At 41.4% G+C, this 14884-nt stretch carries 13 protein-coding genes and 2 pseudogenes (1 of these 15 cut by a window edge); 2 read left to right on the top strand and 13 right to left on the bottom strand.

Annotation, left to right across the window (positions count from 1 at the left end):
- Positions 1-16: 16 nt before the first annotated feature.
- The 3 genes and pseudogenes from lipL48 to LEP1GSC062_RS18860 all read right to left on the bottom strand — a co-directional run.
- Complete coding sequence (gene lipL48 / locus LEP1GSC062_RS18850) at positions 17-1402, bottom strand: oxidative stress response protein LipL48 (protein ID WP_020985097.1); 1386 nt, start codon at positions 1400-1402, stop codon at positions 17-19.
- 167 nt (positions 1403-1569) lie between these two features.
- Positions 1570-1885, bottom strand: a pseudogene (locus LEP1GSC062_RS18855) (LIMLP_04285 family protein).
- Between the two features lie 512 nt (positions 1886-2397).
- Positions 2398-2758: pseudogene (locus tag LEP1GSC062_RS18860) on the bottom strand (DUF1564 family protein); the annotation flags it as partial.
- A gap of 722 nt (positions 2759-3480) precedes the next feature.
- On the opposite strand from LEP1GSC062_RS18860, the gene LEP1GSC062_RS18870 reads away from it, so the two are divergent.
- A complete protein-coding gene (locus LEP1GSC062_RS18870) occupies positions 3481-5280 on the top strand; it encodes an adenylate/guanylate cyclase domain-containing protein (protein WP_020985151.1) in 1800 nt (599 codons plus the stop codon).
- Between the two features lie 4 nt (positions 5281-5284).
- Positions 5285-6214 carry a FecR domain-containing protein gene (locus LEP1GSC062_RS18875; RefSeq protein WP_010576773.1) on the top strand — a complete coding sequence of 310 codons (930 nt, stop codon included), beginning with the start codon at positions 5285-5287 and terminating at the stop codon, positions 6212-6214.
- Between the two features lie 84 nt (positions 6215-6298).
- Here LEP1GSC062_RS18875 and LEP1GSC062_RS18880 read toward each other — a convergent pair whose 3' ends face one another.
- The 10 genes from LEP1GSC062_RS18880 to LEP1GSC062_RS18930 form a co-directional block, all read right to left on the bottom strand.
- The gene (locus LEP1GSC062_RS18880; RefSeq protein ID WP_010576774.1) at positions 6299-6487 is read right to left on the bottom strand and encodes a hypothetical protein; all 189 of its coding nucleotides are present in this window, start codon (positions 6485-6487) and stop codon (positions 6299-6301) included.
- Positions 6484-7275 carry an iron-sulfur cluster assembly scaffold protein gene (locus tag LEP1GSC062_RS18885; protein WP_010576775.1) on the bottom strand — a complete coding sequence of 264 codons (792 nt, stop codon included), beginning with the start codon at positions 7273-7275 and terminating at the stop codon, positions 6484-6486. The genes LEP1GSC062_RS18880 and LEP1GSC062_RS18885 overlap by 4 nt, the downstream gene beginning before the upstream one ends.
- A 56-nt stretch (positions 7276-7331) precedes the next feature.
- A complete protein-coding gene (rpmE, locus tag LEP1GSC062_RS18890) occupies positions 7332-7535 on the bottom strand; it encodes a 50S ribosomal protein L31 (RefSeq protein WP_002625643.1) in 204 nt (67 codons plus the stop codon).
- Positions 7536-7554: 19 nt separating this feature from the next.
- Positions 7555-9006: a transcription termination factor Rho gene (gene rho / locus LEP1GSC062_RS18895; protein WP_010576776.1), complete on the bottom strand. Its 1452-nt coding sequence runs from the start codon at positions 9004-9006 to the stop codon at positions 7555-7557.
- 139 nt (positions 9007-9145) lie between these two features.
- Positions 9146-10315 carry a helix-turn-helix domain-containing protein gene (locus tag LEP1GSC062_RS18900; protein ID WP_010576777.1) on the bottom strand — a complete coding sequence of 390 codons (1170 nt, stop codon included), beginning with the start codon at positions 10313-10315 and terminating at the stop codon, positions 9146-9148.
- A 307-nt stretch (positions 10316-10622) separates the two neighbouring features.
- Positions 10623-11849 (bottom strand): LL-diaminopimelate aminotransferase, encoded by a 1227-nt coding sequence (locus tag LEP1GSC062_RS18910; protein WP_020985054.1) that lies wholly within the window; start codon positions 11847-11849, stop codon positions 10623-10625.
- Positions 11833-12198 carry a DUF2203 domain-containing protein gene (locus LEP1GSC062_RS18915; RefSeq protein ID WP_010576779.1) on the bottom strand — a complete coding sequence of 122 codons (366 nt, stop codon included), beginning with the start codon at positions 12196-12198 and terminating at the stop codon, positions 11833-11835. Before LEP1GSC062_RS18915 ends, LEP1GSC062_RS18910 begins: the two co-directional genes overlap by 17 nt.
- A gap of 6 nt (positions 12199-12204) precedes the next feature.
- Positions 12205-13131 carry an aspartate carbamoyltransferase gene (gene pyrB, locus LEP1GSC062_RS18920; RefSeq protein ID WP_010576780.1) on the bottom strand — a complete coding sequence of 309 codons (927 nt, stop codon included), beginning with the start codon at positions 13129-13131 and terminating at the stop codon, positions 12205-12207.
- Positions 13132-13177: 46 nt separating this feature from the next.
- On the bottom strand, positions 13178-14155 hold the full coding sequence (locus LEP1GSC062_RS18925) for a fatty acid desaturase family protein (RefSeq protein ID WP_020985149.1): 978 nt from the start codon (positions 14153-14155) through the stop codon (positions 13178-13180).
- A gap of 514 nt (positions 14156-14669) precedes the next feature.
- On the bottom strand, positions 14670-14884 hold the 3' portion of the coding sequence (locus LEP1GSC062_RS18930; protein WP_010576783.1) for a hypothetical protein. 46 nt of this gene lie beyond the right edge of the window; only the last 215 of its 261 coding nucleotides appear in the window; its start codon lies off the right edge, out of view; its stop codon occupies positions 14670-14672.

Below are 14884 nucleotides of genomic sequence, written 5' to 3' on the forward strand. Positions count from 1 at the left end.
GAATCCTCTATTAAAGTTATCTTGCTCTATAAACGGTCCATCCGGAAGCCCAGTTCAAACCACTGAGCATACCGCCGTAAGTTGTGTTATCGGTAAAAAACGAGTCCGAGGATTGTGCGGTAAGTGCAGACGTCGAGATGGCGGACGCTTCTCCGGAAGGTTGATAGTCCGGTTTAGTCGCAAACGCACAGTTGTCTGAATCTCCCGAACCTAAGGAAACCACCGGAAGTGAAGTTAGACCGGTACTCGGCAATGCACAACCTGCAGTATTTCCGTTCGATTTAGCCGTTTCGACCAGAACGTCGGTGAAAGTTGGAGAGGTTAGGGGACCTCCGGCAGTTGCGTTCAGTACACAATCGATATTTCCGGACTGAAATCCGTAGATAATTCCATTGGTGAATTTTCCTTGGAGTCCTTCTCTCAATCTCGCACCAAAGCCGTTAGATACTTTCTTTCCGAGAAGGGTAAAGTTGGAAAGTTTTACATTCGTGGTGGTTTTAGAGGTTGCGGAAGCGGTTCCGCCGCTATGAGTACCGTCCATTTCAAATCCATGAGGATCCGTAGAAACAGTTCCCCCGCAAGAGGTTGGATATTTATGAGAGATCAAAAATTGGATTTTTCCGGTGAATGCTTCGTCCAGATCCAAGTCGTCGTCCATTCCACCTGTCAGCAGAAGGTATTTTCCGGTCCAAGCTCCACCCCAAGATTCGATGCCGTCATCCAAGTGTCTGTGAACTTGAACGTGGTCCAGAGTGGTTCCACTTCCCACTACGTATAGAGACATTCCATTCAACTCGTCTCCGGGTGAAACTTCGTTTCCTGCAAATTCGACGATCGTATAAGAAAGGCTGCCGGAGCTTCCGTTGTCGTTAGCACCGCTATTATATTGAAGACCGGTTCCACCTTCCGTGTTTTGTGCTGCTGCTCTGGAACCTATACCGTCGCCTACGATCAAAATTCCACCCCAATCGCCCGGTGCTCTGTTGCCGACAGTTTTGGAGGAAGTGAAGCATACGGGAGCGTTAACATCTCCGTTAGTTACGATCTTGGCGCCTGGTTCGATGATCAAAGCGGAACCAGCCGTTCCGAAAATTACAGAACCTCTTTCGAAGGTTAGAGTTGCTCCGCTTTTTACTTTTACGATCCCGCTAATCGATGAGGAAGAGTAAGCCGCAAAGTTTTGGTTCGATGTGATATTTCCCGAAAGAACTGTGTTTCCGCCTTGAATGGAGGTTCCGTCGCAGACCGCAGCTCCTGCGTTTTCATTGGTCCCCGTTAAAAGAATGAGAGCCATCAATAGATTGTTGTTTTGTTTGTTTTCTTTGCAATTTACAAAGGAAGAAAGTAATAGGACTACGCTAATGATGAAGAGTGAAGTCCTTTGTGAGAAAGTTGATTCCATTTTATACTCCTTGGGAATAAACCGTAGAAGGTCTTAGGCTAAGATAAGTATAAGTAGTTACGTATAAGTTACAAACTGGTATAATTCCCATAACTTTCGAATGTTTTGATAAAAAGTGTTTCCTAGGACCAAAGCTTCGAAGGTAAACAGAAGGGGCGAAGGAATTCTCACGGAAGTACGAAGAATAGGATTAAGAGTAAGCTCATCGAGCTCAAAGCGAGATAACGATCTTCTTTCGTTTCCACTTTCGGCTCTTCTTTTTTTGCCCATGTTATTTCTTTTTTTTCGTATCGTAATTGTTTCCTTTTTAAAGCCGCGTTTCGTTCCGTCCTCGTATTCAACAAGGATGCCTTGCTCGTTTTCGGACGTTTTGACGTTTTCGATCACTTCGTTCGTTTTAATGTTTTTTACGGTGTCCGCAAAAAGAGCGTTTAAAAAGAGTGATGCGAACAAAAAAAGAAATAACGATAGTCTTGTAATCATTTTGTAACCTTTTGTATTCGAGAATGATGATCGCTTCTCATCTTTATAAAATCCTACAACACGAAAAACGGATGTATTGTTACAATCGCATTAAAGATTGTGATAAAGAACTATAGCTTGTTCGGATCGGTTTTGTGTTTTCTTGGTGAAAGTGGAGGGAATAAGACTTGATGACGATTTGAATTGGCGAATGGAATCAAGAGAAATAAAGATTATATTTTAAAAAATTATAATGTAATTTTTAATTTAAATATGAATCTATTTGCCACCAATGCTTATGGTAGCAAGTTTCTTGGTAATTGTGCGTTGTCAATTCGGGTTGGATAATCGAAACATTTCGTTCCCTGTCAATCGACTGTAAGAGGTGTTCACTTTCTTCATTCTTGCAATGGAGTCCGCATTGTAAGTCCACGAGAATTCAAAAAAAATCTTTCGATTTTTTTACTCCGAATTCGCTTTACATTACGAACGGAAGATATTTTCGTTCTTTACGATGGCACCCAAACTTTATATTCCAAAGAAGATAATTGAAAAGATAACAAACAGCGAGACACGCCGTGGGTCATAGCGAAAGTTCCCAAAAGAGTTCAACTTGCAGAGTCCACTCAGATGTTGATTCGATTCATCTTTCGTTTTCCCGAACTGGGTTGATACAAGGTTTGTCCAGCTTTTTTACCGAGACGTTTTGAAGCAGAAGGAAACTTCCCATACGTTTTCAAAAATTGAGGAATCTTCTTTGGAAGAAATTTCAAATCTTTTTCGGAAAAACGAAGCCAAGTATCTTCCGGAATCAAAAGGGTGACCGTTTCGGAACTACCTTCTTGAAAAATCGAATTGATTTCACGATCGGAACCTAAGCAACAAATATCCCATACCGAATGGTTGAAAGAATGAGGCGGATTTGATTTTTGTGAAAATTTTATAATTTTACTCAGGCAAAAAAGAAAAATTTTTCAAAAAATGAGAAAAAAAATAACTCAAACCGCCTTGCGCCAAAGAGATAGTTTGATGAGCCATAGAAAGGAAATCCGACATATTTTACCATGAGTTCGATATAAGATCTTTTTAAAGGCATGAGTTCCCACATCCAATTCCTTAATATTGCACTTACGTTAGGTTAAATCCAGTCTCAAAATGTCGCCCGCTATTTTTGCTTTCTGATGTGAACGACAAATCGATGTATGTCGGAAAAACTCTTCGTTTTCGATAAGCAGGCTCAATGAAAAACCATAGATTCTGACTTCATGCCTCATTAAGATAAAGTTAGGCAAGATTGCCGTTTGTTGCTTTTATGAAATGATATCTTCTTAATAATAGTTTACTAAATTCGATACAATTTTTCAAAAACCTTTTAAAAGCGATTTTTAGGCGTAACGCAAAAGACAAAATCGCCTCTAAAACGTTATGTTCCTGATTTATAATTTCTATTTTTCTATTATAAATTAAAAAATTATAGTCCAAAGAAATGAGTGACTCGATTTTGAACTTTCTAAATCCGATCATTTTAAAAGGATCTGTAAAATAGTGTTGTTTTATAAATTCTATTGAATGAAATAGGACTCTTTTATCGGATAAAGAACTCGAATGGAAACGTTATGAATTCATTCCTCAATTTGTACAACTGGAATATTCGCCAGAAACTAATGGTGATCATTTCATTCATCATTTTGGTTTCTTTAGGATCGATCATCGCTCTCGCCACCTATTTTTTTAAGTCGGACAATGAAATCCGTATTAAGGAAAACAACTTGAAACTGACCAACGTGATCAGTCAAAAAGTGCGTTCCGATATAGCCTCGCTAACGAAACGTTCCTTGCTTCTTGCTAGGTCCGTTGCAGGTTCGGAAGAGTCGGACGATATTCTCCAAAATGACGAAGACATTTTTTATCTGAAAATTTTCAGAAAGGAAGGATCGAATTATGTGGGGGTTAAACGAATCGTTAACGAATCTACTCTCAAAAATTTCAAGGTTCCTCCCGATAACGCGGACAAAATCGTACGTAAGTATTTAAATAGGCGGAACAAAGCCCAAATCGGGAAACCTCAGGTTTTTAATGTGTCTCAGGATTTTCGCAGACCTGTGCTATATCTTTCCATCGTTCTCGGAAGTGGGATTAATTCGGCCGTGCTCGTTTCTTTAGTGAAAATGGATTCCATATTAGATTCTTTTAAAACGTCTGGAATTACCCAATTTTTTCTCGTGGACGATGAAGGAAAGTTAGTCGCACATTCCGATTCGAATTTGGTACTGCAACCGACCGATCTTAGTGACGATCCGATCGTTAAGAATTTATTGGAAAGTACGATCAGTAACGGACAAACTCGTTATAAGGGAAAAGACGATCAATTTTATCTGGGTTCTTTTAGAAGAATCGGATATGCGGGGCTCGGGGTAATTTCTAGCGCCTCGGAAAAGAAGGCTTTTGAAGCGGTTTATAACATTCAGAAGAGAAATATCTATCTCATGATCGTAGTCGTAAATATTTCGATTTTATTTGTATTCTTTTATTCAAGAAGACTCACAAGGCCGATTCTAAAACTCGTAGACGCGTCCAAACAAATCGAACGTGGAAACTTTCACATTGATCTAAAACCGGAATCGGGGGACGAAATCGGAAGACTTACTTCTTCCTTTGTGGAAATGGGTAAAGGTTTGTCCGATCGGGATAAGATGAAGGATGCTTTCGGAAAATTCGTAAACAAGGATATTGCCGAAATGGTCCTCAAAGGAGAAGTCAAACTTGGAGGAGACAAACGAGAGTGTGCGATTTTGTTCTCCGATATCCGCAGTTTTACTTCCATCTCGGAAAAAATCGAACCAGAACTTGTAGTTGAATTTTTAAATCAATATTTTACGGCGATGGTAAAATGTATCAACAAGCATGAGGGAAACATCAACAAATACATCGGCGATGCGATCATGGCTGTTTGGGGAGAATTAGGTCATAAGGATTCCGACACCGAAAAGGCGATCCTGGCCGCGCTTGATATGCGTAAGAGTTTGGTTGAATTTAACAAAGGGCGCGGAACTGATAAAAGACCAAAAATTTTTATTGGTATCGGAATCAACACTGGGGAAGTCATTGCGGGACAGATCGGCTCCGAAGATAGACTCGAGTATACGGTCATTGGTGATGCGGTAAACCTTGCCTCTAGAGTGGAATCTTTGACGAAAGTATTCGGAGCAGATATCTTAATTACCGGGAATTCCTACGAAAAAGTAAAAGGAATCTTCAACGTGACAAAACTAAAACCAATTCAGGTGAAGGGAAAAAAGTCTCTACAAACCATCTACGCGGTTTTAGGACATTCTAAAGATAAAACCTGTCCTAAAAACTTGAAGGAACTTCGAAAGCAAATCGGGATGGATTTCAAATCGGGTAGGTCTAAATAATAATATGAAGGCCCGATTTTTTTCAGGCGATAAACCAATTCTATTTCTTCTTATATTCAATATCGTAGTATTTACCGTAGTATTTATATACGATTATACTCGATACGGTCATCAAGGTTCACAAGAAGTAATCGGGACTATTCTTTATAAATCTAATACAGTCAAAAGAAAATATGATTCCGAAGTGGTCTGGAAAGAAATTAAAATCGGAAACTCACTCCAAAACAGAGATACAATTTTAACCTCCGAAAATTCTCAGGCAAAAATCAGACTTTTGGATGGAAGTGAGATTACGATTGCGGAAAATTCTATGATCTTTATCGACTATTTGGATAATCGGGCAAATTTGGAAATTTCCGCGGGTGGCCTACAAATTACGAGAAAATCGAATAGTAAAGAAAATACTTCTTCTCTTGGGATTCGTTCCGGCGACGGAGTTCTGAAACTCGTGGAAGGAGTCGTAAACGTAGAAAAAAAGAAAAACCAAAAGACTCTCGAATATGCGATTCTTTCGGGTAGTGTCAAAGTCGATCCGAGTAATCCATTTCCGATGCTGCCTAAAAAATCCTTAGACGAGTTTGAGAAATTATTTCCTGTCGCGACGGATATTCAAACCACACAGTCCCTTCAAGAGTCGGAGACCGCAAATTCAAGTTCATCGATTAAATCAAATTCCACCTTCGATTCCGAAGGCAATACTCAAAAACAGAATTACGATTACAACAAGGTCCAAAAAGTATCCGATCCTACTGTAAACAAAAAGAATGAAGAATTCAAAAGTTCAGAATCTAACTCGGAATCCAGGCATAATAGTCGTTCTTTATCAGAAGCAAAAAAACAGAAACGGATGTCTGAGGAATTACTCAGGCAAGAAAAGGAAAAACGTAGAAGAGAAAGAGAATATAGAGAACAAAAAGAATTTTTACGGATGTAACGAGCGCTCCTTAGAGAGCGAGTTAGTGGAATTATAGCGGAGCGTCATAATTCCACTTTCGGCGAAGCTGAAAAATAGAGCGACTCAAGTCGGAACCACATCGGCCGGTGTCAGAGATTCAATGTTGTGGGTAAATCCTTCTTTATCATGAAAGAGAACGACGAGCTTGTCGTTATCAAAGGAAATCACTTCTACGATTGTGTTTGTGTGAACGAAAATTCCATTATGAAGGAAGGTGCGTTTGATGATTTTAACTTTGTCGCCCGGTTTCATTCCGTCTCTTTGTTCAGGTAAAGATCTTTTCCTTCTTTTTTCATCACAGAAAAAAGATGAATTTGCTTTTGATCCAAACGAGTTCCGATGTCGTAGATCGCGTCCGTAAAATCCGCTCCTTCCACGTTCGCACCTGCGAGTTTTGCCCAGCGAAGATCGGCGCCGCGGAAGTTCGCGTTTCTGAGATCGGCGTTGTTTAGGAAGGAACCTCTGAGTTTAGCGGCGGAAAAGTTTGCGCCCACAAAAGAAGAGTTTTGTAAAAAAGCATGTCCTAGATTGGCTCCGCTGAAATCCACTCCGTCAAATTTAAGTTTTTCTAATATAATGCTGGAAAGATCTTCTCCTTTGAGAGAACCTTTTTCTTTCAGAATCTCAAGCGCTTTGCCTGCGGTGATTCTTTTTTCCTTGGGCACACCTTCCCCGCTTTCATAGTCTTTTACCGCTTGTAAAAGAGCGGCCACCGCGGACTCCGGATAATTTTTTCTGCGTTCGGGGAATTCGAACATGGCTTCGATATCGGCCGGAGTTACGTTTTTCAGTTCTTGAACGGTTTTGCCTTTGGCGAATTCAGTTGCCATTGCAAGTGCGACGATTCCAAAACCACAACCGGTTGTGGTATAACTTGCATCGGTGACTTTTTCGGAGGAATCTATTTTGAGATAAATGCGGTAACCGTCTCCACAACCTACGTTCCTATAATTAGAGACTACAGTCGCGTCTTCCATCTCACGATAGTTGAGTCGATCATCGTTGATTTGTTTGTACCGCGCGAAGTCCATTACACTCATGAGAATTCTCCTGCCCGGTCTTTAGACGGCATAAAAAAGAAGAAGAGTCCGGAAACTCACTGCATCTTGTATTTTTTCTTGAATTTGTCCACGCGACCGGTAGTATCCACGAGTTTGGATTTTCCGGTAAAGAATGGGTGGCAAGCGGAGCAGATCTCGATATTGATATCACCGATGGAAGTTCTGGTTTCGTAGACGGTTCCACAGGACGCACAGCTGATTTTGGCCGCTTTATAGTTTGGATGAATTCCGGTTTTCATAAATTCCCTTTTTAAGCGCTTATTGGGTATTCATGCTGGCCAAAAAGGCGTCGTTGGTTTTGGAAAGCCTCATTTTCTCCAGCAATAATTCCATGCTTTCCGTGATACTCATAGGAGAAAGTACTTTTCTCAGAACGAATACTTTCTGAAGAACGTCTTTGGTGATAAGGAGTTCTTCCTTACGGGTTCCGGACTTGTTGATGTCAATGGCTGGGAAAATCCGTTTGTCGGAAAGTTTCCGATCGAGATGGATTTCCATGTTACCCGTTCCCTTGAATTCCTCGAAGATCACCTCGTCCATTTTGGAACCTGTGTCGATCAATGCGGTAGCGATGATTGTGAGAGAACCACCTTCTTCTATGTTTCTTGCTGCTCCGAAGAATCGTTTCGGTTTGTGAAGAGCGTTGGAATCCACACCGCCCGAAAGAATTTTTCCGGAAGTCGGGATTACCTGATTGTAGGCTCTTGCCAATCGGGTGATCGAATCTAAAAGAATGACTACGTCCTTTCCGTGTTCCACAAGTCTTTTGGCTTTTTCAATGACCATCTCCGCAACCTGAACGTGTCTTTGTGCCGGTTCGTCGAATGTCGAGGAAACTACTTCTCCGCGAACGTGGCGTGCCATGTCGGTTACTTCTTCCGGACGCTCGTCAATCAAAAGCACGATTAAGGCACATTCCGGATGATTGGAAGTGATCGCGTTTGCGATATTCTGCATTAGAATCGTCTTACCGGTTCTCGGAGGAGCTACGATCAAAGCCCTCTGTCCTTTTCCAATCGGACACATGAGATCCAAAATTCTCGTATCCAACATAGAAGGATCGTATTCCATCTTGAGTCTTTCATTCGGATACAAAGGAGTCAAATTGTCGAAGAGAGCACGTTTGCCTGCGACATCGGGAGTATAACCGTTGACGGTTTCCACACGCAACATTGCAAAGAATCTTTCGGATTCTTTCGGAGGACGGATTTGTCCTTCTACCGTGTCTCCGGTTCTTAAACCGAAAAGTTTAATTTGAGAAGGAGAAACATAAATATCATCCGGACCAGGGACGTAGTTGTAATCGGGAGATCTTAAAAAACCGTAACCGTCCGGAAGTTTTTCCATAACGCCCGCGGCGTGAACCTGGCCGTCTCTTTCGGCCTGTGCTTGCAGAATCGCAAAGATCAAGTTCTGTTTTTTGAGACCGCTTGTGTTCTCGACTCCGAGACCTTTAGCAACTTCGATTAAATCGGCGATTGCTTTTTTCTTGAGTTCTACAAGATCAATGGGAGCCGGAGTCGGACCTTCGTAACCGCCCCGTTTGCGTTTACGGGATCTATGATCTGCGTTATCAGAAGTTTCAGAATCTTGGGATTCCTGTCCGGCACTTTCTTCTTCGATAGAACCGGTGGTTTCGGAATCGTTTTGACTGTAGTTATTATTTTGGTTGTGGTGTTTGTTTTTATTGTCTCGTCTTGCTGTTGCCATATTAGGAGCTACTTGAATTTTTAAAAAGGGAAGGATTCGCCTTTTTGAGATTTTATTTTTGAGAATACAGAGGAGAAGAGATCGGTTAGATCGGCTCTAACCATGAGATAACGGTTGCAAGCGGAAGCTGTCAACGAAATTATTCAGCGAGGTTTTCTTTTTTTGCACTTTGTTTCAAAGAGGCCGTTTTTGAAGTAGATTTCTTCCTGGTTAATGAATTGTCTTTGGCCGTGTTCTTTCCTGATTTTTTGGAAGCTTGCTTGGAAGAAAGGGAACTTTTGGGGGCTTTTGTATGGGTTTCCGGTTTTTCTTCTGGATGGGGCGGCGGAGTAGCTTTTTTACGGGGAATCGAATTCTCCCTGGAAAGAGAGTAACGGCTTTGGAGTTCTAAGAATTTAATTCTATTCTGAAGGGTTGTTCGAGGTATGCCCAGTTGGAGCGCTGTATGCGATATATTGTCTTGATTGGCTTTTAAGGAATGGAAGATAAACGCACTTTCGACTTCTTTCAGCATCGTTTCCAATGGAAGTTTTTGAAAGAAAGCATCGCTCACGGAAGGAAATTCCAATCCGCTTTCGTTCTGTCGACCTAAAACGGCACGAGGAGTAATGAAATGATAGAGATATCCTACAATCTTGGAACCTTGTTTGAGAACGATGATTCTCACATTACATTCAAGCTCGGTCATGTAGGTTTGTAGGGAAAACGACGTATTTCCGTCCAAACGAAGTTCATTGGATTTTAGATAATCGGCTAAAAGATTCTTACTCATCTCCTTGAGTAATCGTTCTGCCTGAAGGATCGAGTCCCGAAAGTATTTTTTGGGTAGAATATTCTGTTCGAATGTTTCATTGTAAAAGATGGAGTTCCCTTCCAAATTGGTAGCTAAAAGTCCGTCCGGAAGATTTTGTAGGATAAGTTCCATGAACCAAAAGCGGGAACTCTGCTCTTGCTCTTGTTTTTTTGATTCGGTTACTGGTTCCGGGCTCGGACGATTTCCGGAAACGAGTTTTCCAAGTCCGGCCATGACTTGAACTTTGTCCCATTCTTCTTTTTTTTCACCTGTTAGGGTTAAAACCGGGATCGATTTTTGTCTCTGAAAGTATTGAAAGAAAGATTCGGGAATTTCAGTTTCTAAAAAACTTTCCGGAAGCCGTGTATATTCCCGCTCGGACGAACTTAAGTCTGCCATTTCCATCTGTATCAATTTGCGGGATAAAAGCCCGATAAGATCTCCAGATTCGTCCACGACCGGAAGATGTGTCGCCGGTGTGAGGAGAAAGTATCTGTAGAGGGTTTCTATTTTCATGAAAAATGGTCGTTTTCAAGTGCCGATTTGGCGTCAGAATACTCTTATTTTCCGGTCTGCAAGAAAATTCCTCTCTTTTTTAAGTTCCGAAAGCGACTTTCCGGATGTTTCTAGTTGATCAACAAGTCGCAAGCTATTTTATCTATGAAATTCGCGAGTGATTCGCCCAAACTTTCTTATATCGAATTCGCGTTAGTGCTCGGTGTAAGAAATTCAGAGCTTGTCTCAAATTCGGAGATTCTCACCAAATCAGAGTTCGCTATCACTGTTTCGACTACCGCGAGTCAATGTGGGAATACATAGGACTTCAAAGAGAAGAAATCCGTGCAATCGCTTCTTCTACGTCTTCTTTTTTGCCGAAGGCACTGAGGCGAAAATATCCTTCTCCCGCAGGACCAAAACCGGAGCCCGGTGTTCCGACCACCTGCGCCTTATCTAAAAGTCTGTCAAAGAAATCCCAAGAAGAAAGATTGTCCGAAGTTTTCAACCAAATGTAAGGAGCGTTGACTCCTCCGAACACTTCGTAACCCGCTTTTTTCAAACCTTCTCGAATCTTAGTCGCATTCGACATATAATACGCGATCGAAGCTTGGATTTCTTTTCTTCCTTGAGGAGAATAACAAGCTTCGGCGCCTTTTTGAGTTACATAAGAGACTCCGTTGAACTTTGTGGTATGTCTTCTGCTCCAAAGAGAATTGATACTGACCTCTTCTCCGCCGCGAGTTCTACCTTTGAGTTCCTTGGGGATAACTATATAAGCACAACGTAATCCTGTAAAACCCGCAGTTTTGGAGAAGGAACGAAACTCGATCGCGACTTCTTTTGCGCCTTCCACTTCGTAGATCGAACGGGGAACGCCGGGTTCGCTGATAAAAGCTTCGTATGCGGAATCGTAGAGAATGATGGAATTGTTTTTCTTCGCGTATTCCACCCAGGCCTTTAAGGATTCTTTCGTAGTAACGGTTCCGGTCGGGTTGTTCGGATAACAAAGATATACGATGTCCGCTTTTTCTTTTGGAATTGCAGGTTGAAATCCGTTTTCTTTCGTCGCGGGCATATAGATCAGATTGGAATATCTTCCATCGGGTCCGATTTCTCCCGTTCTTCCGGCCATTACGTTGGTATCCACGTAAACCGGATACACGGGATCGGCGACGGCGATCTTTGCGTCCGTAGAAAAGATTTCTTGAATATTCCCACAATCGCATTTGGATCCGTCGGAAACAAAAATTTCGTTCTCATCGATTTTGATCCCCAGAGAAGCGTAGTCGTTGTCCGCGATCGATTTTAGTAAAAACGAATATCCTTGTTCCGGTCCGTAACCGTGGAAACCGTTTGCGGTCCCCATCTCTTTGGAAGCTGCGACCATAGCGTCCACTACGGAAGGAACGATCGGAAGGGTCACGTCTCCAATTCCCAATCGAATGATCTTTGCGGAAGGATTTTTTTCGGAGTAAGTTTTTACGCGTTTGGAAATTTCAGGAAACAAATATCCCGCTTTTAATTTTAAATAATTCTCATTGATGTTCGCCATTTTCTTTATTCCTATCGATTAATTTTCTTCCGGCAAAACCTTCTTCATAACTATGTTCGTAAAGAAGATCCTCTTCTCCGAGATGCCAGCAATAATATCCGTGTCCGTTATCGAAATCGATAAGCCAAAGTCCTTTGACTTCAATTCCGTATTTTTGAATTTTGGAAGACCATTCGAGTATCAGCTTTCGAACTTCTTCCTCTTTGTTTTCCATTTCATTCTCGGGAAGAATTTTTTCCCTCAGTTGAACGGTCAGTTCCGATACATGAGAATAGTATTCTTCCGTAATCTCCCTAACTATGGGTAGAATTTTACGAGCCTCTTCGTATGTCCAGAGTTTCCGTTCCAAGAATATTCAGAAGTCCTGTCCTAAACAAAGACAAAGCAACGTCATACGACTTACGACTCCGTATCTTGCTTGTCTGAAATAGGCCGCATTCGGCAAATCGTCCACATCCGTGGAAAGTTCGTTCACTCTCGGAAGAGGATGAAGAATGGTTGTGTTCTTCTTAGATGCAAGAATCAACTCTTTGTTGATCTTAAAAAGATCCTTGAGTCTTTCGTATTCCTTGTGATCGGGGAATCTCTCTTCCTGAATTCGAGTTACGTAAGCGACATCACAATCCCAGACGGCTTTGATGTCGGTCGTTTCTTCCAGAGTGAGAGGATAACCTTCCAGACCTTTTTTATAAGAATCCGGTAGTGAGAGTTCGGAGGGAGAAATCAGATAAAGATGAACTTTGTAATGCCTGAGTAGATTGATAAGCGAATGAATCGTTCTTCCGTACTTCAAGTCTCCGATGAAAGCAACTGTCAATCCGTCTAACGTTCCTTTTTCGGAAATGATCGTATATAAATCCAGAATCGCCTGAGTAGGGTGTTGTCCCGCTCCGTCCCCCGCGTTGATGACTGGAATTTTTACTGCTCCGGCCGCGATTCTGGAAGAACCTTCGAGGGGGTGGCGAATCACTGCAATATCCGCGTAAGCCTCCACCATCTTCATGGTATCATATAACGTTTCTCCTTTGGAAATCGAGGAAAACTGAAAACCGACGGTGGAGATTACTCTACCTCCGAGACGTTCCATCGCCGCTTCGAAAGAAAGCCTGGTTCTTGTCGAAGCCTCGAAAAAGAGAGAGGCTAAAAGTTTACCGGTTAAGATTCCGAACGCCTTGTGCTGTTCGACAAGGCGCTCCATATCCCTGATTTTCTTGATGAGAAAGTCGAGATCCGATTTCGAAAACTGTTCCGTATCTAGGACATTCTTGTGATTATAGGACATTAAGCGACAGAATGTAGAAAAACGCCCTTTTGACAATCAAATTGATTTACGAGTTTTCAGATTTTTCAGGGAGAATTAAAAGCCCCGAAAGTTGTCGAAAAGTTTGTTTCAATAAGGGAAGATCCATCGTGTCTTTTGAATTTTCGAATTGAATAGGAAGTCGATTCCAAGAACAACCTGGAAAATGATGATGGACACGATGATAGTTGAAGTTGAGAAACAAAAAGGAAAAAAATTTCGGCAGAGATAGATTATAGGCGGAATACACATTATCCGGTTCCTTTCCGTAGTGATACGAATGGTCTAAGAAGGAAACAATCCATCCTCGTAAAAATACAACGGCTCCTAAAAACCAAATCATCGTTTCCGAAAAATACAACGCGGTTCCGTATAAAAGAAGAATCAAAAAAGAATCGATCCGCAGTTCACGAACGATTTCCGGTTTTTGAATCTGTTTAAAAAAGGCTTTGTAGATTGGAAATTTGGAAATATGTTTTCGAGCCACATTTGTCGTGAGTGATAGAGGAAGGCTTAAAAGAAAACCTCCGCTTACTTCCAGAAAGTAAGTTCCTAAAAAAAGCCGGATGTAGTAAAAAAGATTTTGAACAAAGACCGGGCCTCCGTCTTTTTTCAAATATTCGATTCTTTCTCCTTCCGCACGATTGTACTTGTGATGCATAAGATGTGCTGTTTTTACGATTTGATACGGAGTTCCGAAAAGAATACAAAGGATTCTTCCCGACAAATGACTTTCGTTTCGGGAATTCGAAAAATTTCCGTGAACGCATTCGTGAATCAAGGCCCAGAGAGTATAGGAAAGAATAACGGAGAGTAGAAGTAAACCCATCGAAATCAAAATCAATTCTGAGATTCCAAGCGGATTCGAAATAAAAGATAGATGGAAATTCCCGATCGATTTCGAAATCGGATTCCAAAAGTACAATCCAAGAAAGAATACGCTTAATAAAATCGCGATCGTTCGGTTTGTTTTTTCGGGAAGGTTTCTCTGCGGGGCTTGGCTCATTTTACAAAACGATGGGCGATTTCTTCCTTTGTGAAAAAAACTACGTTTTCGTGCAATTGAAAATGAACCGATAGGGATTTAGAAAAAAGGATTCTTTTTGATGTAAACCTTTAAGAATGAAGCTGCTTGTTTCGACAAGACAAAGTGACAAAAGGTGGTTTTGCGTATTCAGAGAGCAACGTCCCATTCGCTTGAATGCCTTTTCGAAAAAGTTCAAAAGTTATTTCATGCCTTTTTGTAGAACAGACTTTGTAAGAACTACGACAAACTTCGTCTTCAAATTCTAGTTTACAAAGATATCACCGGACATGGGTCGCACTTCGATTCTTCTTGAATGAGGAATAAAAAAACTCCGTCCCAAAAATCTTCCGCAATAAAAACAGATCCACATTCGGACGATTTTCGTGCGAATCATCACTATAAAATACAAATACTTCTTCGTTTTATAAATCGAAAACAACGGAGAAACTACATTCTTACTTTAGAATATACTTTATTAAAAAGAATTTAAGAATTAGTATCCGCCGCCTCCGCCAAAACCGCCGCCAGATCCTCCTCCACCGCAAATTCCAAGAACTCCCAGATAGAGGGGATCACATGCGTTTACCGCGGAATTCGATGAAGTGCAGGACAAATAAGCGATCAGAGCGGATTCGCACTTCTTCTTATCGTCCTCTTTCTTAGCTTTGTCTTTATCCAAACCATAGTTCGAACAGGACGAGAAGGTCA

The organism is Leptospira alexanderi serovar Manhao 3 str. L 60, assembly GCF_000243815.2.
Classification (GTDB): Bacteria; Spirochaetota; Leptospiria; order Leptospirales; family Leptospiraceae; genus Leptospira; species Leptospira alexanderi.